General features: G+C 70.5%; 22 protein-coding genes and 2 tRNA genes. 6 read left to right on the forward strand and 18 right to left on the reverse strand.

The window, feature by feature from the left end; translation table 11 throughout:
* Positions 1-13 precede the first annotated feature (13 nt).
* A complete protein-coding gene (locus ACFRKB_RS23895) occupies positions 14-1471 on the reverse strand; it encodes a glycosyltransferase family protein (RefSeq protein ID WP_383108414.1) in 1458 nt (485 codons plus the stop codon).
* Positions 1472-2301: 830 nt separating this feature from the next.
* Here ACFRKB_RS23895 and ACFRKB_RS23900 point away from each other — a divergent pair.
* On the forward strand, positions 2302-3210 hold the full coding sequence (locus ACFRKB_RS23900; RefSeq protein WP_383108415.1) for a UTP--glucose-1-phosphate uridylyltransferase: 909 nt from the start codon (positions 2302-2304) through the stop codon (positions 3208-3210).
* Between the two features lie 186 nt (positions 3211-3396).
* On the opposite strand, the gene ACFRKB_RS23905 is transcribed toward ACFRKB_RS23900, so the two are convergent.
* The 6 genes from ACFRKB_RS23905 to ehuB form a co-directional block, all read right to left on the reverse strand.
* Positions 3397-3470: transfer RNA gene (locus ACFRKB_RS23905), tRNA-Lys, on the reverse strand.
* A 127-nt stretch (positions 3471-3597) separates the two neighbouring features.
* Positions 3598-4356: an IclR family transcriptional regulator gene (locus ACFRKB_RS23910; protein ID WP_383108417.1), complete on the reverse strand. Its 759-nt coding sequence runs from the start codon at positions 4354-4356 to the stop codon at positions 3598-3600.
* A 205-nt stretch (positions 4357-4561) separates the two neighbouring features.
* A complete protein-coding gene (locus ACFRKB_RS23915; RefSeq protein WP_383108522.1) occupies positions 4562-5356 on the reverse strand; it encodes an amino acid ABC transporter ATP-binding protein in 795 nt (264 codons plus the stop codon).
* Between the two features lie 16 nt (positions 5357-5372).
* Positions 5373-6026, reverse strand: coding sequence for an ectoine/hydroxyectoine ABC transporter permease subunit EhuD (gene ehuD / locus ACFRKB_RS23920; RefSeq protein WP_383108418.1), 654 nt, complete (start codon positions 6024-6026; stop codon positions 5373-5375).
* A complete protein-coding gene (gene ehuC, locus ACFRKB_RS23925; protein ID WP_383108419.1) occupies positions 6023-6697 on the reverse strand; it encodes an ectoine/hydroxyectoine ABC transporter permease subunit EhuC in 675 nt (224 codons plus the stop codon). Before ehuC ends, ehuD begins: the two co-directional genes overlap by 4 nt.
* A complete protein-coding gene (gene ehuB, locus ACFRKB_RS23930; protein WP_383108420.1) occupies positions 6694-7626 on the reverse strand; it encodes an ectoine/hydroxyectoine ABC transporter substrate-binding protein EhuB in 933 nt (310 codons plus the stop codon). The genes ehuC and ehuB overlap by 4 nt, the downstream gene beginning before the upstream one ends.
* Positions 7627-7745: 119 nt before the next feature.
* On the opposite strand from ehuB, the gene ACFRKB_RS23935 reads away from it, so the two are divergent.
* Positions 7746-8243, forward strand: coding sequence for a DUF3830 family protein (locus tag ACFRKB_RS23935; RefSeq protein ID WP_249949578.1), 498 nt, complete (start codon positions 7746-7748; stop codon positions 8241-8243).
* Here ACFRKB_RS23935 and ACFRKB_RS23940 read toward each other — a convergent pair.
* Positions 8224-9699 carry an amidase gene (locus ACFRKB_RS23940; RefSeq protein ID WP_383108422.1) on the reverse strand — a complete coding sequence of 492 codons (1476 nt, stop codon included), beginning with the start codon at positions 9697-9699 and terminating at the stop codon, positions 8224-8226. The two genes, ACFRKB_RS23935 and ACFRKB_RS23940, sit on opposite strands and share 20 nt — an antisense overlap.
* Positions 9692-10642: a D-2-hydroxyacid dehydrogenase gene (locus tag ACFRKB_RS23945; protein ID WP_383108423.1), complete on the reverse strand. Its 951-nt coding sequence runs from the start codon at positions 10640-10642 to the stop codon at positions 9692-9694. Before ACFRKB_RS23945 ends, ACFRKB_RS23940 begins: the two co-directional genes overlap by 8 nt.
* Positions 10643-10865: 223 nt before the next feature.
* Here ACFRKB_RS23945 and ACFRKB_RS23950 point away from each other — a divergent pair, with 223 nt between their 5' ends.
* The 3 genes from ACFRKB_RS23950 to ACFRKB_RS23960 all read left to right on the forward strand — a co-directional run bounded on the left by ACFRKB_RS23950 (position 10866) and on the right by ACFRKB_RS23960 (position 13729).
* On the forward strand, positions 10866-11780 hold the full coding sequence (locus tag ACFRKB_RS23950) for a maleate cis-trans isomerase family protein (protein ID WP_383108425.1): 915 nt from the start codon (positions 10866-10868) through the stop codon (positions 11778-11780).
* The gene (locus ACFRKB_RS23955) at positions 11777-12508 is read left to right on the forward strand and encodes a maleate cis-trans isomerase family protein (RefSeq protein ID WP_383108426.1); all 732 of its coding nucleotides are present in this window, start codon (positions 11777-11779) and stop codon (positions 12506-12508) included. The genes ACFRKB_RS23950 and ACFRKB_RS23955 overlap by 4 nt, the downstream gene beginning before the upstream one ends.
* A 138-nt stretch (positions 12509-12646) precedes the next feature.
* Positions 12647-13729, forward strand: coding sequence for an LLM class flavin-dependent oxidoreductase (locus ACFRKB_RS23960; RefSeq protein WP_383108427.1), 1083 nt, complete (start codon positions 12647-12649; stop codon positions 13727-13729).
* A gap of 58 nt (positions 13730-13787) precedes the next feature.
* On the opposite strand, the gene ACFRKB_RS23965 is transcribed toward ACFRKB_RS23960, so the two are convergent.
* The gene (locus tag ACFRKB_RS23965; protein WP_383108429.1) at positions 13788-15029 is read right to left on the reverse strand and encodes a methyltransferase domain-containing protein; all 1242 of its coding nucleotides are present in this window, start codon (positions 15027-15029) and stop codon (positions 13788-13790) included.
* 447 nt (positions 15030-15476) lie between these two features.
* Positions 15477-17513 carry a putative bifunctional diguanylate cyclase/phosphodiesterase gene (locus tag ACFRKB_RS23970; RefSeq protein WP_383108430.1) on the reverse strand — a complete coding sequence of 679 codons (2037 nt, stop codon included), beginning with the start codon at positions 17511-17513 and terminating at the stop codon, positions 15477-15479.
* Between the two features lie 313 nt (positions 17514-17826).
* On the opposite strand from ACFRKB_RS23970, the gene ACFRKB_RS23975 reads away from it, so the two are divergent.
* A complete protein-coding gene (locus ACFRKB_RS23975; protein WP_383108431.1) occupies positions 17827-19107 on the forward strand; it encodes a M6 family metalloprotease domain-containing protein in 1281 nt (426 codons plus the stop codon).
* A gap of 78 nt (positions 19108-19185) precedes the next feature.
* Here ACFRKB_RS23975 and ACFRKB_RS23980 read toward each other — a convergent pair.
* The 7 genes from ACFRKB_RS23980 to ACFRKB_RS24010 all read right to left on the reverse strand — a co-directional run bounded on the left by ACFRKB_RS23980 (position 19186) and on the right by ACFRKB_RS24010 (position 26004).
* Positions 19186-19259, reverse strand: a tRNA-Lys gene (locus tag ACFRKB_RS23980).
* A gap of 85 nt (positions 19260-19344) precedes the next feature.
* On the reverse strand, positions 19345-20046 hold the full coding sequence (locus ACFRKB_RS23985) for a bifunctional DNA primase/polymerase (protein WP_383108433.1): 702 nt from the start codon (positions 20044-20046) through the stop codon (positions 19345-19347).
* Between the two features lie 157 nt (positions 20047-20203).
* Entirely contained in the window at positions 20204-20551 is a 348-nt protein-coding gene (locus tag ACFRKB_RS23990; RefSeq protein WP_365972547.1) for a hypothetical protein, read from the reverse strand.
* A gap of 111 nt (positions 20552-20662) precedes the next feature.
* On the reverse strand, positions 20663-22045 hold the full coding sequence (locus ACFRKB_RS23995; RefSeq protein ID WP_383108434.1) for an AAA domain-containing protein: 1383 nt from the start codon (positions 22043-22045) through the stop codon (positions 20663-20665).
* Entirely contained in the window at positions 22042-23775 is a 1734-nt protein-coding gene (locus ACFRKB_RS24000) for a hypothetical protein (RefSeq protein ID WP_383108435.1), read from the reverse strand. Before ACFRKB_RS24000 ends, ACFRKB_RS23995 begins: the two co-directional genes overlap by 4 nt.
* Positions 23766-25073 carry a hypothetical protein gene (locus ACFRKB_RS24005; RefSeq protein WP_383108436.1) on the reverse strand — a complete coding sequence of 436 codons (1308 nt, stop codon included), beginning with the start codon at positions 25071-25073 and terminating at the stop codon, positions 23766-23768. Before ACFRKB_RS24005 ends, ACFRKB_RS24000 begins: the two co-directional genes overlap by 10 nt.
* Positions 24991-26004 carry a phosphatase PAP2 family protein gene (locus tag ACFRKB_RS24010; RefSeq protein WP_383108524.1) on the reverse strand — a complete coding sequence of 338 codons (1014 nt, stop codon included), beginning with the start codon at positions 26002-26004 and terminating at the stop codon, positions 24991-24993. Before ACFRKB_RS24010 ends, ACFRKB_RS24005 begins: the two co-directional genes overlap by 83 nt.
* Positions 26005-26210: the final 206 nt, after the last annotated feature.

Consider the following 26210-nt stretch of genomic DNA (forward strand, 5'->3'; position numbering starts at 1 on the left):
GGCCTGGTACGTTTCAGCTTGATCCCGATGTTTCCTGTGATGCCGATGCTTTCGACGTTCCCGATGTCGCTACATCGTGCGCCATCTCCTGAAACAGCTTCCTCCATGGCTCCGGATCGAACGACTCCAGAACCTTCTCCTTGTCACGCTTCAACCCTTCCTGAACGTCAGGGTCGTTCTGGGAGTTCTTCACCATCAGATCCAGCAGCCTGCCGGCGGCTGACGACAGTTCATTGCCGCCCGACAGCTTCACGCAGCTGCTGAGAGTCCCGTAGATCTCTTCGAAACAGGCATAGTCGGTGATGGCGCACGGGACCTCCGAAACAGCGGCCAACGCCGGCCCGAGTCCGACGCTCTCGACGTCGGAGGTATTCGGAGTGAACAGCACAGCGCCGCCGCCGGCCCGGCACATGCGGAGCAGGTCGATCTCGTCGAGGCGCCAGCGGCCTGCCGCGTCCTGATGACTCGACAACGGGACCCCGTCGAGGAATACCACGTCTTCCTGAACGTTCAGCTCCTGAACGAGGGAGACCACCTTGTGGGCGTACGGTGGATCTTCGTCGAGACTTCCGAACACCAGAAGATAGGGAATGGGCAGGCGACGCTCTTCACAGATCCTCTTGATCTCGGCGAACATCGAGACAGAGATTTCGACCCCCTTCACATGGAATACCCTCACGGGTACGAGCAAGAGGGGCCGATCCGATGCCAGTTCACGCTGCTCAAGAAACGAATGATGGCGGTCCTGAAGCTCTCCAGCGCCAACCGTCGGGAGTATGTTCGGCACGGTCGTCGCACTGAGCTGTGTCGGATAGCCCTTGACTTCCTCCGCCAGTCCAGGAGAGACGACTGCCCAGCGGTGACACGGATGAGTCCCCGGGAGAGGCGTGAACTGGTTCGGTGCCGGCGGGTACACCCGAGCACCTTCTTCGAACACGGAATAGCTGGCGAAGAGATCGTGATCCCAGAAGAGCACTCCACCCGGCACGCCGGCGGGCCACCTCTTGGCAGCCGCCCTGTGCAGGCCGAGGGTTACCGGAACGGCGTCGGAGAGGGTCATGTTGACCGCACACACCCAGTCGACATCGTGTTCATCGAACCATTGCGTGAAGTACTCCTCGTACGGCCCGGCGAGCGACTCCACCGAGCGATGGAGATCGGCGCACTCCTCGTCGGTCATGGTGTCCGCATGGGCCACCGCACTACGGATCTCGGACAGTTCACGCAGGAGATCCGCCCGGCCCGTACCCACGGGAACGGCCGTGCTGACCGACATCCAGTCGGGGTAGGTCAGGTCCGAGGAACCACGGGGAAAGAAACGCTTCTTGTCGGGCCGCCACGAGAATCCGAGGTCCGCGACCACCGGAAGTTCGAGGCTCTCACGTGCGAAGCCCGCCTCTACCACGTTCCGAAAGATGGTGAGCAGCCCGCTCACAGGGAGACCATCCCCTGACACCAGAGCCAGCTTCATTGACGACCTCATTCCTGGACGTGACGGCCTAAATCTCGGTTTTCAATCGCCGGTGTACGCACACATGAAAGGCTTGACCGTAAAATGGCACAAAGGGGCATTCAGGGATTCGGTGTCTCTCCAGGATGTGATTTTTCCCAGCCGGTTGGCGGGGGTTGTCGAACGTGGCGTGCTGAGACGGAAATATCGGCAGCGGTCGGCACTGACTGGCGCGAAACTCACGGTACGGGTGATCACAGGAGTGTCAAGAGTGCATTGGCGACCGCAAGTTTCAGGCCAGGCCGTGTCGCAAACCGAACCTGAGCGCCGGCCCCACCCGTGTGCAAATCGCCCTGATCGGGGACATTGGGGATCTGCGGAAAGAGAGCCGTGTTCGCTACGAAGCGGCCGTGTTGATGGCCAAAGCCCCCGAATTTTACCCATCAACAGGGATAACATCCGTGTTGATGGTGCTGCTGCGGGAAATGATTCGCCACGGTCGGATTCATATCAATGGGCGTAAGCCGGAGATGGCGGCAGTGGCGAGTTCGCCGGGGCTGAGGCTCTCGGAGCGTCGGTCATGCGTTTCTGCCTGCCGGATCTGAACCCCACCAGACAACTCGGAACCTGGCACGGTCATGTGCGGCGAGTGTGCGTGGGCTCGAATCTCTGCTCATCAACCGCATGAACGTCGGGCGGCTGCCCGGTTAAATCCGGGGTGCGGCAGGCTTAACGCCCGCTCATGGAAGCCCACTCAACCCAACTCGTTGCACTGCGTGGGGCGTTGATAGAGTTGACGGGGCAGCATAAGCTGCATAAATGGAAATCAACCATCGGAATCAAGGGTTCGAATGAGCACAAAGATTCGCCGAGCGGTCATCCCCGCTGCCGGCATTGGATCCCGTCTCCTCCCGTTGACCAAGGCCACACCCAAGGAAATGCTTCCTGTCGGTGACAAGCCGGTGATTGAGCACACTGTCCGGGAGCTCGTGGCTTCAGGGATTACGGACATCACCATTGTTGTATCCGGCGGGAAGGGTTTGATCCAGGAGCATTTCCGCCCGAACCCCACCCTTGTCGCGCAGCTGCGGGCGGACGGGAAGACGGCGTACGCGGACGGTGTGGAAGAGGTCGGTGAGCTTTCGCGGGCGGGCCACATCACCTATCTCGACCAACACGGGCCGTACGGGAACGGGACTCCGGTCCTCAACGCGGCCCGCAATCTCGGCGACGAGCCGATGCTGGTTCTCTGGCCCGACGACGTCTTCGTCGCCCAGGTGCCGCGGGCCCAGCAGTTGATCAGGGCGTATGAGGCGACCCACTGCCCGGTCCTCGCCCTCATGCCGATGGATCCCGCCGATTCGAGCCGATACGGCGTCCCCGTGATCAAGGAGGACCTGGGGGAAGGACTCCTCCGGATCGGAGGGTTGGTGGAGAAGCCCAAGACCGAAGACGCACCGTCGGCATACGCGGCTATCGGTGGCTACGTCGTCACCCCCGGCATCATCGCTGAGCTGGAAAAGCAGACGAAGCACTGGTACGAACACCGCACCGGCGAGGTGTATCTGACCGATGCGATCAATTCCTACGCCTCCACTCACGCCGTTTACGGCCAGGTCATTCACGGCCGCTGGTACGACACCGGCAACCCGATGGCCTACCTCACCGCACAATTTGCCGCTGCCCTGGCGGACCCGGAATACGGCCCGCATCTGCGGTCCCTGGCCGAGGGCCTGGGCACCCCGACGCCGGCCGAGTGACTGCCTGTCGACCCTGACCGCGGGCGGCCCTACGCATCGGCTGGATGGAGAACGAGACCCGTTCGGCGTTGAGCATCACTGTGGTGGTCACGTCATTCGTCGCGGCGGGATATGTCAGCCAAGGGCCGCATGCGAAAGGGCGTTCTCGGAAACCGAGAACGCCCAGGTCAGCATCATGATCGCAAGTGCGCCGCCAGGGACTCGAACCCCGGACCCGCTGATTAAGAGTCAGCTGCTCTAACCAACTGAGCTAGCGGCGCCTGCTGACTCGAAAATAGTACCCGGTCGTGCGGGGTGCTCAGGACCACCGGCAGGACCACCGGCAGGACCACCGGCAGGACACCGGCAGGATCGTCGGCCGGCCACCGCCAGGACCGGGGCGGAGAGCTAGATCGTCAGCGAGAGGGCCAGCGGCGCCGCCCTGCGGTTCAGGGCCTCCGCGGCCACCCGCAGCCGGTGGGCGTGCTCGACCGGGAGTGACAGCGCCAGGCAGCCGACCGTGGAGCCCGCCGTCAGCGGGACCGCGGCGCAGACCGTCCCCAGCGCGTACTCCTGGAGATCGAGCACCGGCACCGTCGGCGCCTGGCTGTCCAGCCGGGAGAACAGCAGCCGTTCGCTGGTGATCGTCCGGGAGGTGAACCGGGCGATCTTGTGGCGGTCCAGATGGTCCCGCCGGCCGTCCCTGTCCAGCTGGGTCAGCAGACACTTGCCGATCGCGCTGGCGTGGCCGGTGGCGCGGAAGTCCACGTACTCATTGACCGCGGGCGTCAGCGGACCGTCGGCGACCTGAGTGACCCTGATCTCGCCATCGATGTAGCGGCTGAGATAGACGGCCGCGCCGACCGAGTCGCGCAGCTCGTCCAGCGTGCTCTGCAGCCTGTCCTCCAGGGCCTGCTGCCGGGCCGCGCCGGAGCCGAGCAGTGCCAGTGATTCGCCGATCACATACGCGCCGTCCGCGACCTGCTCCACATATCCCTCGCGCCGCAGCATGGAGAGCAGGGGCGCCAGATGACCGGCCGGCAGCCCGCTCTCCCGGGCTATCCGGGCCTCGGTCACCCCGCCGCCGTACGCGGACACGGCCTCCAGGACGCGCAGCACGTACCGCACCGAGTGGAACGGAGCGGTTGGCTCCGGCTTCAGCACCACGGTTCCCCCTCAGCAGGTTGTGACCGCAAGCTCACGCACCACGATAGCCGTCAAGAGCCCTTGCCGGGGCGGCGGTTGCCCATATGGAGCGGCCGGGCCGGCGCCCTGGGCTGGGAAGTATCGCTCTGGCATATGCCAGAGGAATACTTACCCACAGGGGTGCGCACCGCTGGGCGGGGACGCGCGGAGACACGAGGATACGAGGTCAGAGCACCGCTCCCAGGAACTCGCGCGTACGTTCGTGCTCCGGCTCGGAGAAGATCTTCTCCGGCGGGCCCGATTCGATGACCTTGCCGGCATCGAACATCAGAACGTCGTCGGAGATGTCCCTGGCGAAGTTCATCTCGTGGGTCACACAGAGCATCGTGATGTCCGTGGTGCGGGCGATGTCCCGGAGGACATCGAGTACGCCCGCGACCAGCTCGGGGTCGAGCGCCGAGGTGACCTCGTCGAGCAGCAGGATCTTCGGGCGCATCGCCAGCGCGCGGGCGATCGCCACCCGCTGCTGCTGGCCGCCCGAGAGCTGGGTCGGCTTCGCGCCGCAGCGGTCGCCGAGGCCCACCAGATCGAGCAGTTCACGGCCGCGCTCCTCCGCCTCGTCCTTGCTCAGCCCCAGCACCTTGACCGGGGCCTCGGTGACATTGCGCAGGACGTTCATGTTGGGGAAGAGGTTGAACTGCTGGAAGACCATGCCGATGTTCTTGCGCACTTCACGGACATGCTTGCCGTCGGCCGGGAAGAGTCTGTCGCCATTGACGGTGATGACACCCTCGTCCGGTTTCACCAGGGTCATCAGCAGCCGCAGGATCGTCGTCTTGCCGGAGCCGGACGGGCCGATCAGCGTCACATGCTTTCCGGGCCGTACGGAGAAACAGAGATCGTCCAGCACGGTGTTCTTGCCGAACCGCTTGGTGACATTGACGAAACGGATCAGCTCGTCCGCCGGACCGGAGGTGTCCGGACCGGTGGTCTTCGGGCCGGTGGTGTTCGGATCGGGGATTCCGGGGGTGGAAATGTCAGCGGACAAGACGACGCTCCAGGGCTCGCATGAGAAGAGAAGCCGGGTAGGCGATGAGGATGAAGGCGACACCGACCACGGTCAGCGGTTCGGTGTACTGGAAGGTGGCCGCGCTCTCCAGCCGGGACTGCTGGAGCATTTCCAGCACACTGATTCCGGCGAGCAGGGGCGTGTCCTTCAGCATCGAGATGACGTAATTGCCCAGCGCGGGCACGATCCGCCGGATCGCCTGCGGCAGGATCACCGCCATCCACGTACGCCCGGCGGGCAGGCTGAGCGCGGTGGCCGCCTCCCACTGCCCGAGCGGCACCGCGTCGATACCGGCCCGGTAGACCTGGGCGGTGTACGTCGAATAGTGCAGACCGATCGCGATCGTGCCGGTCGTCAGTCCGGAGAACTGCACACCCCATTCGGGCAGCACGAAGAAGAAGAAAAACAACTGCACGAGCAGCGGGGTGTTCCGGATGAATTCGGTGATGACATTGACCGGCCACCGGACGAAACGGGTCGGCGCCCGGAATCCGATCGCCCAGACCAGACCGAGCGTGAAGGAGAGCAGCGAGCCGAGCACCAGCACCTGAAGGGTGAGGAGCAGGCCGTCCCAGAAACGTGGCATGAAGTCCGCGACGGCGGACCAGTCCCAATTGTTCATCGGGCCCCTCCCGGTGTCGCCGTGATGCCGATCCCGGCCTTGGTCCTGCGTTCAAGTGCCCGCATGCCACGGGCGAGGACAAACGCGAGCACGAAATAGATCACCAGCGTCACCGAGTAGATCCGCGCGCTGTCCTGGGTGGCCAGCCGCACCAGATACGCGGCGAACGACACGTCCGCGACGCCGAGCAGGGAGACCAGCGCGGTGCCCTTCAGCAGCTCGATGAGGAGGTTGCTGAACGGCGGGATCATCTCCGGGACCGCCTGCGGCAGCAGGATCAGCCGCATGCGCTGCCAGGGGGTGAAGTTCAGGGCGATGCCGGCCTCGCGCTGCGCGGGCGCCACGGAGTTCAGCGCGCCGCGTACGACCTCGGCGCCGTACGCCCCGTACGACAGGCCCAGCGCGAGCACGGCGGCCCACATCGGGACCAGGGCCCAGCCGAACAGGCTCGGCATGACGAAGAACAGCCAGAACATCAGCACCAGCGCCGAGGTGCCGCGGAAGATCTCGGTGTAGAGGCCCGCGAGGAAGCGGACGAAGCGCGAGCTGTGCGTACGGGCCGTACCGACGGCGAAGGCCACGGCCGTGGCGAGCGCGGCGCTGTACAGCGTGAGCTGAACGGTGATCCAGATACCGGGCAGCACCCAGTGGGTCCAGAGGCCGGCTGTCATGCGCACAGCTCCTCTGCGGTCAGGGTCGTCATCTCGGATTCCGTGAAGCCGAACGGCTTGAGAACGCGGAACAGCTCGCCGCTCTTCTTCATCTTGTGGATCTCGACGTTGAAGGCGTCCCGGAGACCGGAATCGGTGGGCCGGAAGGCGAACCCGCCGCCGTCGATCTTCTTCTTTCCGTCCACGATCGGCGCGAACGGTTCGGTGGCCTCCGCCTTGTTGCTGTTCTTCACCACCTCGCGGCCGGTGAGCGCGGTGCCGGCGAATACGTCGACGCGGCCCGACTCGACCGCGTTCAGCCCCGCGACCGGGTCCTGGAGGATGACGAGTTCCTTCTCCGGGACTCCGGCGGATATCGCGTAGTCGATTTCCGCGTAGCCGGTACCGGTGGCGATTTTCGCCTTCGTCCGCACCACGTCCTGGTACGAGTGCAGCCCTTTGGGGTTGCCCTTGCGCACGATGAACGAGTCGAGCATCTGGTACTCGGGATCGGCGAAGATGACCTGCGCGCAGCGCTCCTTGTTGATGTACATCCCGGCCGAGACGACATCGAACTGCTGCGAGTTGAGGCCGGGTATCAGCGAGGAGAAATCGGTGGCCACGGGCTGTACGGAGCCGATGCCCAGCCGTTTGAAGATCACCTTCGCCAGCTCCACCGCCTCACCGGTGAAATCGCCCTGGTCGTTGATGAATCCGTACGGCGCCTCGCCCGCGATACCGAGCCGGACCGTGCGCTGCGATTTCAGCCGGGCGAGCGTGTCACCGGAGGGAATCCTGCTACAGCCGGCGGCGCCGAGTGCCCCCGCGGCGCCCAGTGCCGCCGTGCCCAGCAGAAGAGACCGGCGGCCCAGGGACCGGTGACCCGGTGACCGGCGGCCTATGGACCGTTTTGCGGTTCTTTCCTTGTCGTGCTCTGGTGGTGAAGCCATGGGCGCGCGGCTACCCGACTCCATACGGGTTATGCACATCAATTCGAGCCGATCTTGAGACCGTCCCGCGCCCGGTCGGGTGCCCTTGACTCAGTGGATCAGATGAGGACCATGAGGACATGGCCGACCGATTTGTGACTGTGTCGCTCGACAAGCGCGGGGTGCGCTGCACCGCGAAACTCCTGGACGACCGGGCTCCGGTCACCTGCGCGGCGGTGTGGGAGGCGCTGCCGCTGGGTTCGGACGTGTACCACGCGAAGTACGCGCGCAATGAGATCTACGCGCTCTTTCCGGCCTTCGCCGCCGAGGAACCACCGCTGGAGAACCCGACCGTGACCCCGATCCCCGGGGACCTGTGCTACTTCACCTTCTCCGACACGGAACTGGGCACGTCCTCGTACGGCTATGACGAGAAGGCGGTGCGCGGCCGGCGCACCGTCGTGGACCTGGCCCTCTTCTACGAGCGCAACAACCTGCTGATCAACGGGGACATGGGCTGGATCCCGGGCATCGTCTGGGGGACGGTCGTGGACGGCCTCGACCGGATGGCCGAGGCCTGCCAGGACCTGTGGCGCGCGGGCGCCATCGGCGAGACGCTCAGCTTCCGGCGGGAGTAGCCCCGGCTCCAGCCCCAGCCCCCGGCCCGGGAACGGGAACGGGAACGGGAAGGTGAGGCACCGCGCCCGACTCGTACAGCGCGTGCGCGGCGCGCAGCACCAGCGCGTCCGCGTGCCGTGCGGCGACCAGCTGCACGCCGATCGGCAGCCCGTCCCCGTCCACCCCGCACGGCACGCTCGCGGCGGGCTGCTGCGTCAGATTGAACGGGTACGTGAACGGCGTCCACCCCGTCCAGCGCCGCAGGCCCGAGCCCCGCGGCGTCTCCCGGCCCGCCTCGAACGCGGTGATCGGCAGCGTCGGCGTGACCAGCAGGTCGTACGACTCATGGAACCGGCCGAACCGCCGGCCCAGCTCCATCCGCGCGTCGACCGCGGCCAGATAGTCCAGCGCGCTGTAGCGCTCACCGGCCGCGACGATTTCCCGCAGCCCCGGATCGAGGAGCTCGCGCTGCTCCGCGCCGAACGGCTCCACCAGCCGGGCCGCGCCGCTGAACCACAGGGTGTGGAAGGCCTCCACCGGATCCGTGATGTCCGGATCGGCCTCCTCGATATACGCCCCCAGCTCGGCGAGCCGGCCCACCGCGCGCCGTACGGCCGAGGCGACCTCCGGTCGCACCGCGACCTGATTGCCGAAGGTCGGGGAGTACGCGATCCGCAGCCCCTTCACCCCGGTCGCGTACGCCGACGCCAGCGCGTCCCGTGCCGGGGCGAGCTGCGACCAGTCCCGCCAGTCGGCGCCGCTGATCACATCCATCAGCAGCGCGGCGTCCGCCGCGTCCCGGGTCATGGGCCCGGCGTGCGCGAGCGTGCCGAACGGGCTGGACGGATAGAGCGGCACCCGCCCGTAGGTCGGTTTGAACCCGAAGATCCCGCAGAAGGAGGCGGGGATACGGACCGAGCCGCCGCCGTCCGTACCGATGGAGAGCGGGCCCGCGCCCAGCGCCACGGCCGCCGCGCTGCCGCCGCTGGACCCGCCCGACGTCCGGGAAGGATCGTACGGATTACGCGTCACCCCGCTCAGCGGCGAGTCGGTGACGCCCTTCCAGCCGAACTCCGGGGTGGTGGTCTTGCCGACGAGGACCGCGCCGTGTTCCCGCAGCCGCGCCACCGCCGGCGCGTCCTCGTCCCAGGCGCCCTCCGCCCGTACGGTCCGGGAGCCGCGCAGGGTGGGGCTGCCGCGCTGGAGGAAGATGTCCTTCACCGAGACCGGGACGCCGTCGAGCAGCCCCTGCGGCTCCCTCCCGCGCCAGCGGGCGGTGGACGCCTCCGCCTGGGCGAGCGCCGCCTCGGCGTCCACCCGTACGAAGGCGTTGACCAGTGGCTGCACCACCTCGATCCGGTCCAGTACGGCACGGGTCGCGTCGAGCGGCGAGAAGTCGCCCCTCCCGTAACCGGCCAGGAGCTGCCGCGCGGTGAGGTCGGTGAGGCGCGTGGGGTCGGTCGTGTGATCAGTCATGCATGGGGACGTACCCACGTTTCTTGTCCACCACGTTCGGCAGAGGCTTTCCGGCGGCCCAAAGTTCATACAGATCCACGAACTGCTCGCCCAGCCGGTCGCGCCAGCCGACCGTGTCCCCGCTCATGTGCGGGGAGACGATGAGGCCGGGCACGTCCCAGAGCCTGCTGCTCGCGTCCAGCGGCTCCCGCGCGAAGACATCGAGCGCCGCGCCCGCGATCCACCGCTTGGACACCGCCGCGACGAGATCGTCCTCCACCACGAGCTGACCGCGGCCCACATTGATGAAGCGGGCGGAGGGCTGCATCAGGCCGAAGAGCCGCGCGTCGAACATCCCGCGTGTCGCGTCCGTGAGCGGCGCCGCGGAGATGACCCAGTCGGCCCGGATCAGCAGCCGGTCCAGCTGGTCGGCGGCGTGCACGCCGGGGCGCGCCGTACGGCCGGTGACGGCCACCGTCACACCCAGCGCCCGCAGCGTCCCCGCCACGGCCCGGCCGATCGGGCCCGCGCCGATCACGACCGCCCGGCTGCCCGCGACCTGAAGGCCCTCGCGATGGCGCCAGCGGCGCTGGCGCTGGAGCTCCAGCGTGCCGGGCAGATCCTTCGCCATGGCGAGCACCAGCCCCGCCACGTATTCGGCGATCGGCGCCTCGAAAATGCCCCGGGCATTGGTCACGACCGTGTCGGAGTCGACCAGCTCGGGGCAGAGCAGCCGGTCCACCCCCGCGCTCGCGGTGTGCACCCAGCGGGGCCGCGGCCCCTTGCCCGGCCAGGCGTTCCGTACCGCGTCGGAGGTGAAGTCCCAGACCAGCAGGGCGTCCGCGTGCGGGAGCCCGTCCGCCAGACCGGCTTCGTCGACGGAGACGATCCGTGCCTTTCCGGTGAGCCGGCCCAGCCGTGGCGGAGGGTCGGCCTCCAGGACGAGGAGGGTGGGTGCTGGCATGAGAAGCAGCCCTTCTGCCGGGGCCGGACCGGCGGCGACTTCGCCGTCTGCCGGGCGGGAATCCGCCGTCTGCCAGGCGGGAGTCTGCCGATGATCGGGCCGGGCGGGGTTCCCTCGGGATTACCCTCGGGAAAAATCCGTGCAACGTCTGAGATGGGCGGATTGACCACGCTCGCACCTGGCTCCTACCGTCGTCAACAAGAGCCTGATAAAGGGGCATGCCATGGAAGTCTCCTTTCTGGGTGGTCCAGAGCCGCAGCGTGGTGTCGGCGTGGTCGCCCCTTTTGATTTCGCGCTCGACCGTGAACTGTGGCGGTGGGTGCCCGACGATATTTCCCTGCGCGTCACCCGTACCCCGTACGTGCCGGTGGAGGTCTCCCTCGACCTCGCCCGGCTGGTCAGCGAGCACGAGACCCTCGGTGAGGCGGTCAGGGCCCTCGGCGCCTCGGAGCCCGAGGTCATCGCGTACGCCTGTACCTCCGGCAGTTTCGTCGGCGGCGCTGCCGGCGAGCGCGCCATGTGCGAGGCGATGACCCGCGCCGGTGAGGTCCCCTCGCTCACCACTTCCGGTGCCCTCGTCGAGGCGCTGGAGGAGCTGGGCGTGGGCCGGATAGCCCTGGTCACGCCCTATACGGAGTCGGTCACGCAGTCGCTGGAGGACTATCTGGGCGAGGTCGGGGTAACTGTGACGGGTCGCGCTTTTCTGGGGCTGACCCGGCACATCTGGAAGGTGCCGTACCGCTCGGTCGTGGACATGGCGCGGCAGGCCGTCGTCGGGGCGGCCGACGCGCTCTTCATCAGCTGTACGAATCTGCCGACGTACGACGCGATTCCCCAGCTGGAGGCCGAGCTGAGGATGCCCGTCCTGTCCGCCAACCAGGTGACGATGTGGGCGGCGCTGCGCAGGCTCGGGGCACACGCCGTCGGCCCGTACCAGGCGCTGCTGCTCGATCGGCCGTCGGTGCATGAGGTGCCGGCGATGCCGCCGGTGGAGCCCTTGCCGCCGGTCGCGCCCGTCTCGCCGGCCGCACCGATCGGGCCGGCCGAGCCGGTCGGGGCGGTCGGTGCGGCGACCCCGCCGGGGCAGGCCGCCCTGCCGGCGGAGCCGCTGCCGGAAGACACGGAAGGATGGACATGACCACCGTCGGACTCCTCTACCCCGGGCATTCGGCCGAGGACGACTACCCCCGCATCGAAATGATGTTCGGCAGCGACATCAGGCTGCCCGTCGTCCACACCGATATCGGCGAGGACGCCCACCGCGTCGACGCGCTCCTCCGGATGGGGGCGAATGAACGGCTCGCCGCGGGGGTGGAGGAGCTGCGGCTCGCCGGTGCCGAGTCCGTGGTCTGGGCCTGTACCAGCGGAAGCTTCGTCTACGGGTGGGAGGGCGCCCATGAGCAGACACGCGCCCTCGCCACCGCCGCCGGACTGCCGGCGTCGAGCACCTCGTTCGCCTTCGCCCACGCCGTACGCGCGCTGGGCGCCAAACGGGTCGCCGTGGCCGCCACCTACCCGGCGGATGTCACCGCGTACTTCGCCGCCTTCCTCAAGGCGGCCGCGATCGAGGTCGTCTCGGACCGGGCCAGCGGCATCATCACCGCTGCCGAGGTCGGCACCTGGGAACGGGAGCAGGTCCTCGAACTGGCCCGCGCGGGCGACCATCCGGACGCGGAGGTCGTCCTGCTCCCGGACACGGCCCTGCACACGGTCGCGTATCTGCCGGAGCTGGAGGAAACCCTCGGCAAGCCCGTCCTCACCGCGAACCAGGTGACGGTCTGGGAGGGGCTGCGGCTCGCGGGGCGCAGGGCGTGGGGGCGCCGGCTGGGGAAGCTCTTCGAGGGCCGGGAGTACGAGGCCCGGTGACGCTCCCGGACGTACTCGTCCAGGTCCTGGCCAGGGGTGCGGCCCGGGAATAATCCGGGGCCCGGCCAGGGAATAAGCGGAGTGACCCTCCCGTTGTATCTCTTTCGTACGTACTGGATACGCAGGAGGGTCTGACCGGTGGACGACGCGAGCCGAGACACGACGGACGGCATCAGGGGCACGGCACACGGCACCGCGCCCGTACCCCTCTCGGTACTGGACCTGGTCACGGTGGGCAGCGGCTCCACGGCCACCCGGTCGCTCCGGACGAGCGTCGCGCTCGCGAAGCTCGCCGAGCGCAGGGGATACCACCGGCACTGGGTCGCCGAGCACCACTCCATGCCGGGCGTCGCCTCGTCCTCCCCGGCCGTGATCCTCGCCCATCTCGCCGCCCACACCGAGCGCATCCGGCTCGGCTCGGGCGGTGTGATGCTGCCCAACCACGCTCCGCTGGTGATCGCCGAGCAGTTCGGCACGGTGGAGGCGCTTGCCCCGGGACGGGTCGATCTGGGCCTCGGCCGCGCGCCCGGCACCGACGGGGCGACGGCCGCCGCGCTGCGCCGCTCCGACCGGCTGAACGAAGGCGCCGACGACTTCCCGCAGCAGCTCGCCGAGCTCACCCGCTTCCTGGACGACGACTTCCCGGACGGCCACCCGTACTCCCGTATCCACGCGGTACCGGGCCCGGTCCAGGGTCCCGCCGGCCGGCCGCCGATCTGGCTGCTCGGCTCCTCCGGCTTCAGCGCCCGGCTGGCCGGGGTGCTCGGGCTGCCGTTCGCCTTCGCCCATCACTTCTCGGCGCAGAACACCATCCCGGCGCTCGATCTCTACCGGGAGTCCTTCCGCCCTTCCGGGGTCCTCGACGCCCCGTACGCGCTGATCGGTGTCTCGGCCCTGGCCGCCGACAGCGAGCGTGAGGCCCGCCGCCAGGTGATGACCGGCGCCCTCTCCATGGTCCAGCTGCGCACCGGGCGGCCGGGGCTCGTCCCGTCGCCGGAGGAGGCCGAGGCCTACCGGTTCAGCTCGATGGAGCAGGAGTTCGTGGACAGCTGGCTCGTCAATATCGTGCACGGCACCCCGGACGCGGTCCGCGACGGCCTCAACGACCTTCAGAAGCGGACGGGCGCCGACGAGTTGATGATCACCACCCATGCGCACAGCGGCGAGGAGCGGCTGCGCAGCTATGAGCTGATCGCGGACGCGTACGGCCTGCCGGCCTGACGTTCCAGGGGCGGTCCCGGAGTCCCCGGAGTCCCCGGAGTCCCCGGAGTCCCTGGAGTCACGGTCCCGGCTCGTCCGCCCGTGTCGTGAGGACCCCTGTCCCGAGGACTCCGGCCGGGGTGTGGAGCCACGGTATCTGCCGGCCGTCAGGGGTGACGGTCAGACCGAAGCGCTCCGGACCCGGGCTGCCGGCCCGGAGCCACCACCGGTACGTGGCCTCGACCTCGTCCCACAGCCGGCGGCGTCCGTACTGCCAGACCGTGAGCCGCTGGTCCGTCCGGTCGTCCCAGTCGACGGCCGCCCAGGACGTGGTGTCGGTGGTGGCGAGCCACAGCCGGGACGCCACGCCATGCACGTCCGGGTTGTCGTGCCAGGCGCGCCAGATGTCCGGGAGCCGCAGGCCGATGGCGAAGCGCGCGGCCGGATCGTCGCCCGCCACCGCCCAGGGGCACAGCTCCGTGGCGGACCGCTCGGGCAGCTGGTCGTCCTCCACGACATCGCGGTAGATCCGCAGATCCGTGCGCTGATTGCGGATGAGCGTGAACGCGGAGTGCGGGGAGAACCGGCCGGACGCGCTGCCGTCGTCCCGTACGGTGAGCCGCAGCAGCCCGAAGCGGAACCAGGGCGACTCCCAGGGCGTCAGGATCACCCCGCCCGGCCGGGTCTGCTCCAGCCAGGCGCGCGGCACCCGCCGTACGGAGCAGGTGGCGACGACCCGGTCGTACGGGGCCCCGGGCGCGTACCCCGCCGCGCCGTCGCCCGTGACGATCCGGGGCTCCAGGCCGGCACTCCGGAGGCGGCGCGCGGCCTGCGCGCCGAGCCGGGGATCCAGCTCGACGGTGGTCACGCGCTCGCTGCCCAGCCGATGGGCCAGCAGCCCCGCGTTCCAGCCGGTACCGGTGCCGATCTCCAGCACGCGGTGGCCGTCCTCCACCGCCAGCAGACGGAGCATACGGAAGACGATCGACGGAGCCGACGCCGACCACGAGGCCCGGCGCTCGCCGTCGCGCCGGTACCGGCCGTCATCGGTCCCGTCATTGATCTGTGTCACCACCGGACCGTTCGCGTACGCGGCACGGAGCCAGTGGTCCGGCGCCGCGCCGCGGGTACAGGCCGTCAGATCGTCATCGATCCAGACCCTTTCCGGCAGGAACCGGTGCCGCGGGACCGCCCAGAAAGCGCGCTCCCACTCCGGCGCGAGCGGCCCGGCCAGGGCACCGCGCAACGCGTCGAGCAGCCCCCGCATGGCGGCCCGCTCGGCGGCACCCGTACGGAACGCGCCCCGTCCGGCATCCGTCACCGCGGCTACTTGCCGTGCTTCGGCCCGGATTTGGGCCGGGCCGCGTCCGGCGACGGTTCAAGACGGGCACTGGCGGTCCTCGCGTCCTGGCCCCCCGCGTGCTCGCCGTCGCCCCCTGCGCCGGTCTCGCCCGTTCCGCAGCTCATGCCGTGTGCCCCCGTCGTCTCCGCCGCTGTCGTGGTCCGGCGTCCCGGCGGGACAGACGCCGGGACGCCCCTCCACGATCACCCAGCGCCCGGATCACCGGCAAGGCCGCCCGGACGAATGGCGAGTCCCCGCCAGCCAAGGGCCCCTCCGTTCGGGTAAGAGCCGTTACGTAAGGCCCGTTGCGTGAGGCCCGTTACGCAGGGCCCGTTACGCAGGGCCTGTTACGTGAGGCTCGTTGCGTGAGGGCGCCGCGCCCGGGTCACGCCCGAGGGCCCGTCACATCCCGGGCCGGAGCGGGCGTCACGCGCCTCTTGGGCCGGCCGCGACCATCTCCGCGATCCGTTCCGGCGCCACCGGCCGGGAGAAGAGCCAGCCCTGCCCCGTGTCACAGCCGATCCGCTGGAGCCGCGCCGCCTGGCCCGAGGTCTCCACGCACTCCGCGGTGACCGTCAGCCCCAGCCGGTGCGCGAGCTGGATCAGGGCCTCCACGATCGTCTCGTCCGCCGGGCTCGGATGGACGCCCTCGTCATAGCGGAAACCACGGACGAACGAGCCGTCCAGCTTGAGGACCGAGACGGGCAGCCGGCTGAGATACGCGAGGTTCGAGTACCCCGTCCCGAAGTCGTCGATCGCGATCCGTACGCCCATGTCGCTCAGCGCCTGGAGCGCCTGGAGGGGCCGGCCCGCCGAGCCCATCACCGCGGACTCCGTCAGCTCCAGTTGCAGCAGTTGCGGCGCGAGTCCGGTCTCCGCGAGGATCTCCGCCACGTCCGCGACCAGATCGGAGTCCCAGACCTGGCGTACGGCGACATTGACGCTGACGAAGAGCGGCCGGGTGTCCGGGTGGTCCAGCTGCCACCGTCTCGCCTGGCGGCACGCCGTACGCAGCACCCAGCGGCCGAGCTGCACGATCGAGCCGTCCTCCTCGGCGATCCCGATGAACCGATTCGGCGCGAGAGTCCCGAACTGCGGATGGTTCCAGCGCACCAGCGCCTCCACGCCGCGTACGACCCCGTCGGCCATCTCCACCAGCGGCTGGTACTGGAGCACGAACTCCTCACGCTCCACGGCCGGCCGCAGTGTCGAGGTGAGCGCCTGCCGGGTCATCCGGTGGGCGTTGCGCTCCGGGTCGAAGAGCGTCCAGCGGGCCTTGCCGTCGGCCTTCGCCCAGTACAGCGTGGTGTCGGCGGCCTGCATCAGACCGGTCGGGGTGGTGCCTTCCGCGGCCCGCTCCACGACCCCGATCGACGCCGAGACGGAGAGCCGCTGCCCGGCCAGATCGAAGGGGCGCTGGAGCGCGGTGAGTACGGAGCGGGCCAGATCGGCGAGCTGTTCCGTACCGGTGGAGTCCTCGACGAGGATCGCGAACTCGTCCCCGCCGAGCCGGGCGACCAGGTGGCCGCCGCTGCGGGTGTAGCCGTCGTGGTCGGCGCACTCGGTGAGCCGGGTCGCCACGGCGGCGAGCAGCCGGTCGCCGGTGCGGTGGCCGAGCGTGTCGTTGACGGCCTTGAAGCCGTCGAGATCGAGGTAGCACAGCCCGATCCGCCCTGTTCTGCCATCGCCGTACGACCGGCGGTCCAGATAGGCGGGGGAGACGCCGTACGCCACACCGTCGTACGCCGAGGCCTCCAGCGCGGAGGCGAGCCGTTCGAAGAACAGGGTGCGGTTGGGCAGCCGGGTCACCGGATCGTGCATCTGGAGATGACGCAGCCGCGCCTGGAGCTCGCGCCGGTCGCTGATGTCCGCGATCGACAGCAGCGCGCCGCGGCTCTCCGGTACGGGGACGACGGTGACCTCGGCCCAGAGGGTCCGCCCGTCGGGGTGCTTGAGCCGGCGGGTGCAGCGGAAGCGGGCGCGCCGGCGCTCCAGCACCGCGCGATAGGCGTCCCAGGTGCGGTTGTCGGAGGCGAGGTCGACGAGATCGGCGGCGGCCCGGCCGGTGAGCGCGGCGGGTTCGGTGTCGAGAAGTACGGCGAGCGCGTCGTTGGCGCCGGCGACCGCGCCCTCGTCGTCGATCACGGCCATGGCGAGTTCGGCGGCCCGGAAGGCACCGCGGAAGTCCTGTGCGTCGCACGCCGTACGAGCGCCGGCCACCGTATGCGCGGCGACCGTATGCGGGGCCACCGTATGTACGGCGGCCGTATGCGCGGCGGCTGTATGCGTGGCGACCGTATGCGCGTCGCGCGGTGTGTGTGCGTCGCCAGGGGTACGTGCGTCACGCCCGCCCGGCGGCTCGGCGGCCGTTCTGCCGAAGGTATGACGCTCCGTGACGGGGGGCCGTGCGATGCCGGCCGCCGCGACCGCCGCTGGACGCGGCCCTTCGGAGGTTCCGCTCACGGCTCGCTCCCGCGGTGCAGTCGTGTCGTACAGAGTGGTCGGGACGGTCTGCCAGGGAAAGTGTGCCGATCATAGAGGCAGGCCGGGCGGCCGTTCCAGCTCCTGGACAGCGAAGAGGCCCCGGAATCCCGCCGGCTTGCCACCGGGCGATCGTTTCTGCACGTCTGTGGCACCGGAAGAGCTCGCCGTGATCGCTTGTGACTTTCCGTGATGCGTCGGGGTGTCGGGTTGCCGACGCGTACTCACGAGCCCCTCACCCATGTGGTGCAGCGGAACAGGGCGTAGTCGTACAAAACGACCCAAGGTGGGAGTGGTGTCCCCCCATCCGGAGACGGAGGTCGATGTGGAGCGTCCGCAGCCACCCGGGGGAGTGGAACGGCCACGCCTGCGCAGGACCGCCGCCGCCGTGACCTCCCTCGTGGCGCTCGCCGCCACATCGCTGATCGCCGGGCCCGCCGGGGCCTCGGCCCCCGAAGGGCCCTGCGCCCTGCCGCGCACCTCCGCCCATCACTCCCTCGGCCTCGACACCTGGAACGCCTCCTACCCACGCCCGGACCGCGCCCTCGACGCGGTCATGATCTTTCTCTCCTTCCCGGACTCGGCGCCGCTGGCCGACCCCGCCGAGCTGGCGGCCGATCACTTCCCGGCCACCAGCCGCTTCTACGAGCAGGCGTCGTACGGGAAGTTCGCGCTGCGCGTCCACCCCCAGCTCCAGTGGGTCCGGATGCCGCACGCCTCCACCGACTACGGGATACGGCGCGACTGGGAGCCCGCCCGGCGCACGGCCTATCTGCGGGACGCGCTGGCCGCGGCCGATCCGGCGGTCGATTTCTCGCGCTACGACGTCGTGTATCTGGTCGCCGATCCGGACGCGCCGGGTGTCGATTCCGATGCCACGAAGGTGGTCAACTTCGACCGGCCGATGCGGGCGGACGGCACGGATATCCGGCGTATCGTCACCGTCTTCGAGCGGCACCCGCCCGACCGCAATGTGCTGGCCCACGAGACCGGCCATGTCTTCGATCTGGCGGATCTCTACCACCGCCCCACGGACGGCAAGGGCGACTGGGACACCTATGTCGGTGACTGGGATGTGATGGGAAGCCAGTTCGGGATGGCGCCCGACCTCTTCGGCTGGCACAAGTGGAAGCTCGGCTGGCTGGAGCAGCGGCAGGTGCGGTGCGTGCCGCCGACGGGCACGAGCCTGCTCACCCTGGAGCCGATCGCCGCGGCACCCAACCCCGGCGGCAGCACCGGGACCCGGCTCGCGGTCGTCAGGACCGGCCGGAACACCGCGCTCGCCATCGAGGCGCGCGCGGCGACCGGCAACGATCTGCACACCTGCACCGAGGGGGTGCTGATCTACCGGGTACGCAGCGATACGGCGTCGGGCGGCGGCCCGGTCGAGGTGGTGGACACCCATCCGGGCGGTGAGGCCTGCTGGGACCGGTCGGTCTATCCGCCGCTGGCGGACGCACCGCTGGGGGTCGGCGAGACCTTCACGGTGGAGGGGGAGCGGACGCGGGTGCAGGTGGCGGACCGTACGCCCACGGGCGCCTGGACCGTCAAGATCACCCCGGAGGTCGCGCCCTGAGCCCCTGGAGCACCCGGAGCCCTGGAGTCCGGAAAACGAAGGAGCCCCTCGCTCTCGCAAGGGGCTCCTTCATGTCTGTGCGCCGCCAGGGACTCGAACCCCGGACCCGCTGATTAAGAGTCAGCTGCTCTAACCAACTGAGCTAGCGGCGCCTGCTGACGTCGTAGACCTTAGCACCCGGATCGGCGCGAAGAAAAATCGATATACGCGGGCCCGTACAGGAGGCGTTTCCCGTGGTCAGGAGCACGACTGGGGCAGCCGGGCAGCCGCTCCCGGCACCGCTCCCGCCGACGATTCCGGCGCCGTCCTGGGGCGCGGTACGGAGCCCGTCCCGGACGCCGTCTCCTCGCGGGCCGCCCGTACGCACGCCCAGAGCAGCACATCCGGCCCCGGCAGCCAGGGGTGGCGGGTGTCCGGGGCGACCAGCCAGCGCGGCCCCGACGCGGGACCCGGCGACAGCGGCGGTACGGTCACCGCGTCGCCGGTGCCGTGGCAGAGCAGGGGCGGCGGCGCCGTCTCCCGCCGGCCGGGCCCCGAGCCGCCCCACTCCTCCCAGGAGAGCAGGGACGGCAGCCGCTGGGCGGTGCCCGGCGCGGCGAAGAGGAGCGTACGGCCCCGGTACGCGGCGACCGGCCCGGAGCCGGGGCCGTCCGACCAGAGCCGGTCCAGCATGCGCCGGCCGAAGATCGCGGGGACGTTCACCACATCGAAGGCGGAGCCGCAGGGCAGCACGGCCGGAGCGGTCGGATGGGCGGTCCAGAGGGAGAGCGTGGAGCGGGAGTACGGTCCGGCGGAGGCGAGCCACTCCGCGCCGGCCGGGGTGACCCGCGCGGTGTGATGGCGGCCCTCGTCGCGGAGAAGACCGAAGATGTCGGTGCGGCGTTCGTCGTCGCTCGTACCGGGACTCAGCGGGGATTCATCTCGTAGCCATGCGCTCATGGCAGTCAGATCTACCGGGAGTAATGAACCCGTTCCCGAGAGTTCGCGAAAGCCGGGACAAGGGGATGCGGGGAGGCGTAACCTGCGCGCCGCATATGCCACACGGGTGACACACCCGGCTCGCCCGGCACGCTGGCACCTCCCGTACCGCCCGGTCTCACTGGCTCGCTATGCCCTCGCCGCTCAGCAGGTCCCGGCCGAACTCGACCATCTTCTTCGTGTAGTCCTCGGTCCACTGCGCGCGCAGCGCGATGTCCGCCGTCGTCAGCCGGTCGAAACGGCGGGGATCCGCGAGCTGCGCGGCGGCGATCGCCTGGAACTCGACGGCCCGGTCGGTCGCCGCCCGGAACGCGAGAGTCAGCTCCGTGGCTCTGGCCAGCAGGTCGGCGGGGTCCTCGATGGATTCGAGGTCGAAGAAGTGCTCGGGGTCGGCGACCGCCTCCGAGGGCTCGAAGAGCAGCGGAGCCGGCCGCAGCCGCCGCTCGCTCCGCTCGGGATCCGGCATCGGTTTTCCTCCTGCTCGTGCGTGTACGGCCTCTCGGCCACCGTCCATTGTCCCGCCCGGCGCAAGGGGGCCTCGTGTCGCGGCACGAGGGCCCCGTAGCGAGCCCGTTTCTCAGGGCTGCCAGCTCACCCGGTGCTCCGCGAGCCGGGCCAGGACCGAGTGGTTCGCCTCCCAGCCGTCCGGGAACTTCACCGTCACTCCCAGCTGCACCGGCTCCGTCGACGGGTGCTCGTCCAGCAGCTCCGCCACGCCCGCGCGGCACACCACGACGCACGCGTGCCGGTGCCGGGACGCGAGGACGCACAGCCGGCCCGTCTCCAGATGGAACGCGGTGGCGTCCGGCCTGCCCGAAAGCGGGTGGAGCACCACCGTGACATCGAACTCACGGCCCTGGAGCCGGTTCGCGGTGTCCACGGCCACCCCGCTCACCCCCAGCTCCGCGAGGGCCGCGCGGACCGCCGCCGCCTGGTCGCGATGGGCGGTGCCGACCGCGATCCGGTCGGCCGTCACCGGCACCGGACCGGGGGAGCGCTCGCTGGTGGCCGCGCCGCCGCGGTCCAGCACCCTGCGGACGACCAGCGCCACGGCCCGTACCGCCTCCGGGTCCGTACGGGGCGTACGCCGGGCGGGCAGCTCCAGCAGCCCCCAGCCGGACTGGGCCGCCTCGTCGAGCACCCGGTCGGGACCCGAGCCGTCGGACGGCACCCCGAACGCGAGCCCCCGGTCGCCGTGGCCGGTACCGCTGCGGAACGGGGTGTACGGATAGAACGCGTCCGACACGAGCGGCGCCGCGGACGCGGGCAGCCGCCATGACACGGGCAGCCGGTGCTGGGGCAGCTCGGGGTTGTGCGCGAGGAGTGTGGAGACCGCGCTCGCGGACGGGTCGTACGACAGCCCCGCCCACTGGTCCGCGCCCACCACGCTGAACGGGTCCAGCTGGCCGGGGTCGCCGACGAACAGCGCGCGTTCGAAGAGCCCGGCGACGGCGAGCAGCGCGTCCGAACGCATCTGGTACGCCTCGTCCACGATGGCGTGCCGCCAGGGCTCGACGCCCTGCACGTGCGCCCATTTCGCCGCTGTCGAGATCACGACATCGAGCCCCGCCAGATCCGCCGCCTTCGCGGACTTGCGGACATTCGGCAGCGCGTCCAGGGACTTGTCGTACGGGTCGGGGTCATTGCTGTGCAGCCGGCCGACGGGCAGCTCGGGATCCTTCTCGGCGAGCCGCGCGACCAGGTCGTCCACCTGCGCGTTGGTCTGCGCGACGACCATCAGCGGCCGCCCGGCGGCGGCCAGTTCGCGGGCGGCCCGGACGACGAGCGTCGACTTGCCCGCGCCGGGCGGCGAGTCGACGACCACGCCGCGGTGGGTGCCGTGCAGCGTGTCGCGCAGGATCGCGTCGGTGGCGCGCGCGGCGGCGGCGCCCGGATCGAAGGCGGCCCGGCCGGTGGCGGGGCCGGAAGTGGCGGGGCCCGACGCGGCGGTGTCCGTCACAGGAAGTCCTCCTCGGTGATCGGGTCCGGAGCGTGAGCCTCGGCTTGGGCTTGGGCTTGGGCTTGGGTGAGGGGCGAGGTCGCGTCGTCCGCGCCCGGGGGACCGCCGTGGGTCCACGGGGTCTCCTCCGGGTCCGGCAGTTTCGGGCCGCCGCGCTGGTCGTGCTCGAAGAGCGTCCAGGCGATCCGGTCGCCCTTCTCGGGCACGGAACCGGGAGCGGGCTCCTTGCCGCGGCCCATACGGTCGGTCAGGCGCAGCACCAGTACACCGCCGGTGCCGTCGGCTCCGTCGGTGTCGCCTGTGCCGTCGCCGTCCCCGCCGTCCCCGCCGTCCCCGCCGTCCCCGCCGTCCCCGCCGTCCCCGCCGTCCCCGGCGGACGACCGCACGAACTCCGCCGACTGCGGCTTGCCGTCCAGCGAGCGGAACACCTTCGTCCCCGCCTCCAGATGCGGCCGGTCGTCGGTGCGGACGGTGACCAGCGGGCGCGGGCTCGGCCGTTTGCTCTCGCTGTACGCCATCACCACCTCCGTCACCTCGCTCAGGAACGCCTCGCCCGACAGCCTGCGCCCCGCGAACACCAGCGGATCGTCCAGCGCCTCCTGGGCCTCCAGCTGCGCCTGCGCCGTCTCGCGCGAGGCGAGCTTCTGCGCCGCCGTCACCGCGTCGTCCCGCCGGGGCTGCGGCGGCTCCCCGGCGCGCACCCGGTCGCGATGGCCGGTGAACGACCAGCGGTCGCGCGTCCAGCGATCGGCGACGCGCTCCCCCTCCGGCAGCGCGCGCAGCAGATCGAGACCGTGCCACACCGCGTCCCACGTCGGCCGCATGACGCCCGCGAGCAGCGCGCGGATCTCCCGCTCCGCCACGGACAGCCGGGCCAGCTGCTCCTCCGCGCCGGGCCCGTCCTCGGCCGCCGCGAGCGCCTGGCGCGCCCGGTCGTACGCCTCGATGGCGGGCGCCAGCAGCCTGTTGTCGAACGCCGGGTCGGTGGCGGGCCCCGCCGGAGGGCAGCGCAGCTGTCCGCCGCGGTCCCGGTCCAGCTCGGCCCGGAGCGCCGCCTCGGCACCCGAGACGCTCTCCGGCGGGTCGATCCAGGAGAGCAGCGCGCCGAGATGCTGGTCCTCCAGGCTGGACTGCCCGGTCGCCCAGTGACGGTTCAGCAGATCGGTCGCCGCGAGCAGCAGCGAGGACCCGGGCACCCGCGCGCGCTCGCCGTAGTGCGTCAGCCAGCGGCCGAGCAACGGCACGCGCGGCGGCGCGGGATACGGCGTGTCCGGATCGTCCTCGGCCGTACGCCGGAACCGCATCGACCGCCCCAGCAGCCGTACGAAGTCGATGCCCGGCCGGCTCGGCACGATCAACTGCGGTGCGTCCACGCACAGTTCGACCTCGACCTTGACCCGCTTGCCGGTCTCCGGGTCCGTCTCATTGCGTTCGGCGGGCTCGATCACCTCGGCGTACGCGTCCAGATACGGCAGCACGGCCTCGGCCAGCTCGCCGAGGAACGCGAACCGCAGATCGCGGTCGCGGGGCTGCGCGACGGTCAGCAGCCGGGGCGCGTCCCGGTCCGTCCCGACCAGCGCGCCGAGCGGGGCACCGGCCTCGCCCGCCGTGGTGAGCGGTACGAGCACCAGCGGCTCGTCCGAGATCCGGCGGTGCCGGACGGTGGCCAGCGGCCGGGCCCGTCCGCTCTCCACGGCCTCCAGCCGCGCGAGCGTACTGATCAGCGACATGTGACCGCCTCATTCGCGGACTCCGTAGGCGCGGACTCCGTAGGCGCGGACTCCGTAGGAGCGGACTCCGGCGGCGCGGACTCCGTGGACGCGGATTCCGTGGGCGCGGATTCCGTGACCGCCCCGGCGACCGCCTCGCGGGAAGCCTTCGCCGCCGCCAGTGCCTCCGCCCGCAGCGCCGCCGCCCTGCGCAGCGCGCCGACCGTCGGGTCCGCCGGGTCGCCCGCCCCGCCGTGCGCCGCCGCCAGCACCGCGCCGACCGTGGTCAGACCGCCCAGCTCGCCCCGTACCCCACGGCCCAGCGTCTCCACCGCGCCCTGCGCGCGGGCCCGGTGGCGGCAGTGGAAGGCCAGCTCGCACGTGGACAGGCACTCGGGCGCGTAGGCCGCCGCGACCGATTCGACCGCGGCCGTCAGCTCCTCGCCGGAGCAGCGGTCCAGATCGAAGGTGGTGCCCTCGGGCAGCCCCGCGGCGATGTCCTCGATCCGGGTCAGCCGGGCCAGCTGACGGCGCGTCACCGACAACTGCTTGCGTACGTCCACGACCGACGCGGCCGGCAGATTGGAGAAGTCCTTGGGACAGACCAGCAGAACGCGGTCCGCCACCTCCGCGCCCGCCGTGTGCAGGGCGACCCGCTCCAGCGCCAGTACGTACACCGCCGCCTGCCGCGCCGCCGCGCCGACCTTCGCCGCGTCCGCCGAACCGTCGATCATCGGGAAGGACTTGATCTCCACGACCGTCCACCGGCCGTCCGGACGCACCACCACCGCGTCCGGCTCCAGATACGCGGGGGAGCCCGCCACCTCAAGGGCCAGCAGCGGATGGTCGAGCAGCGCCCAGGCCCGCGCCTCCGTGGCCTCGCGCAGGGCCAGCGCCGTACGGGCCGTACGCCCCTCGGGGCCGGCCGCCGACAGCTCGGGGACGAGCACCTCATCGGAGGCGGGTGGGGGTGACTGCCCGCCGAGCCGCTCGGACAGCAGCCGCATCAGCTCCGTACCGCCGTCGGCCTTGACCTTGGCCTCGAAGGCGTTGCCGCGCATGAACGCGAACTGCGACTGGCCGTACGGGGCGGGCGAGCCGAGCGCCGACGCGAGCGCCGCCTTGTCGACCCCGGCGCCGTCCAGCAGGGCGCGCCGCCGGCAGCCGGGGTTGGCGGCGAGGGCGGCCAGCGCGCGGGCGTCGAGCGGATGCGGCGCGGCGGCGGGGCCGCGCAGCTCAGCGAGCCGTCGCCGGAGTGTCGTCTGCGGAGGTGGTGCCGGGGGTGCTGGTGCGGGTCCGCTGCCCAGGGAATCGCTCACCCGCGGAAGTCTCGCATCCGCCGCTGACAATCGGGTCTTGACGGGGTGACGCACGGGACGGCGTACGGCGTGACAGGGCGGCGGAAGCGTCCACGGGAGACACGGCGGCCGGCGTCGGCGACCGCCCGGAACGGTCCGCCGCCGCGACCCGTACGCGCTCGGCCGCCCGCAGCGCCGGCCGGGTCAGCAGCGCCCCGAGTCCCATCACGGCCGCGCCCGCGACGGCGTCCAGGAAGTAGTGGTTCGCGGTCCCCATCACCACCACGGTGATGAGCAGCGGATAGCCGGCGCCCACCCACTTCACCAGCGGGGTACGGGCGTGCCGCCACAGCAGCACCCCGCACCACAGGGCCCAGCCGACATGCAGGCTCGGCATCGCCGCGTACTGATTGGTCATCCCGCCGAGACCGCGCGGCGCGCTCGCCTCGTCGCCCCACCAGCCGTACGCGCTGTACTGCGCCATGGTGTCGACGAAGCCGTGCTCGGCCGCCAGCAGCCGGGGCGGGCAGGTGGGCAGGAGGGTGAAGCCGGCCAGGCCGAGGACGGTGGAGAGCATCAGCCAGGTACGGGCGGCCCGGTAGCGGGCGGGGCGGCGGCGGAAGAGCCAGACGAGGACGGCCGGGGTGACGAGGTAGTGCAGCGAGGCATAGGCGAAGTCGGCGGGTATCCCGAGGGCCGGGGTGCTGGTGAAGAGCCGGTTGAGCGGGTGCTCGGCGTTGAGGAAGAGCGCCTTTTCCACCCGGAGGATCGCCAGTCCGTGGTCGACGGCGGTCGACACGTCGCCCCGCGCGAGCAGCCGGCCCAGTGAGTACGCCGCGTAGACGAGGACGAGCAGGGTCAGCTCGGTCCACCAGCGAGGCCGGGGGCCGGGGCGGGTCGTCCCAGGGCTCTGCGGCGCGCTGGCGCTGTTCGGCATTCGGGCGGTCTCCATCGTCAGTTCACGCGGCTGTCGGCCGACGTTCAACCGTACGGTGTACGTGATTGAGCCCTTCGGCCGGGTGTACCTCCGGAAGAATGTTCGACAACATCGCCCCCGACAGGGAGAGGGACGCGGTGATCTCCCGGGAGGTTGCCCCTGGAGGCCGCCCTCCGTTCAGGTGCGCGATGATGGAACTGCACCAGTTGTGAACCTTCAGG

This window comes from Streptomyces scopuliridis (genome assembly GCF_042790125.1).
Taxonomy (GTDB): domain Bacteria; phylum Actinomycetota; class Actinomycetes; order Streptomycetales; family Streptomycetaceae; genus Streptomyces; species Streptomyces scopuliridis_A.

Excerpts from the sequence above, each read along its gene's own strand:
- ACFRKB_RS23900 (WP_383108415.1), top strand. The coding sequence starts at position 2,302 with ATGAGCACAAAGATTCGCCGAGCGGTCATCCCCGCTGCCGGCATTGGA.
- ACFRKB_RS23945 (WP_383108423.1), bottom strand. The coding sequence starts at position 10,642 with ATGCCAGCACCCACCCTCCTCGTCCTGGAGGCCGACCCTCCGCCACGG.
- ACFRKB_RS24010 (WP_383108524.1), bottom strand. The coding sequence starts at position 26,004 with ATGGAGACCGCCCGAATGCCGAACAGCGCCAGCGCGCCGCAGAGCCCT.
- ACFRKB_RS23950 (WP_383108425.1), top strand. The coding sequence starts at position 10,866 with ATGGAAGTCTCCTTTCTGGGTGGTCCAGAGCCGCAGCGTGGTGTCGGC.
- ACFRKB_RS23940 (WP_383108422.1), bottom strand. The coding sequence starts at position 9,699 with ATGACTGATCACACGACCGACCCCACGCGCCTCACCGACCTCACCGCG.
- ACFRKB_RS23955 (WP_383108426.1), top strand. The coding sequence starts at position 11,777 with ATGACCACCGTCGGACTCCTCTACCCCGGGCATTCGGCCGAGGACGAC.
- ACFRKB_RS23985 (WP_383108433.1), bottom strand. The coding sequence starts at position 20,046 with ATGAGCGCATGGCTACGAGATGAATCCCCGCTGAGTCCCGGTACGAGC.
- ACFRKB_RS24000 (WP_383108435.1), bottom strand. The coding sequence starts at position 23,775 with ATGTCGCTGATCAGTACGCTCGCGCGGCTGGAGGCCGTGGAGAGCGGA.
- ehuD (WP_383108418.1), bottom strand. The coding sequence starts at position 6,026 with ATGAACAATTGGGACTGGTCCGCCGTCGCGGACTTCATGCCACGTTTC.
- ehuB (WP_383108420.1), bottom strand. The coding sequence starts at position 7,626 with ATGGCTTCACCACCAGAGCACGACAAGGAAAGAACCGCAAAACGGTCC.
- ACFRKB_RS23895 (WP_383108414.1), bottom strand. The coding sequence starts at position 1,471 with ATGAAGCTGGCTCTGGTGTCAGGGGATGGTCTCCCTGTGAGCGGGCTG.
- ehuC (WP_383108419.1), bottom strand. The coding sequence starts at position 6,697 with ATGACAGCCGGCCTCTGGACCCACTGGGTGCTGCCCGGTATCTGGATC.
- ACFRKB_RS23935 (WP_249949578.1), top strand. The coding sequence starts at position 7,746 with ATGGCCGACCGATTTGTGACTGTGTCGCTCGACAAGCGCGGGGTGCGC.
- ACFRKB_RS23990 (WP_365972547.1), bottom strand. The coding sequence starts at position 20,551 with ATGCCGGATCCCGAGCGGAGCGAGCGGCGGCTGCGGCCGGCTCCGCTG.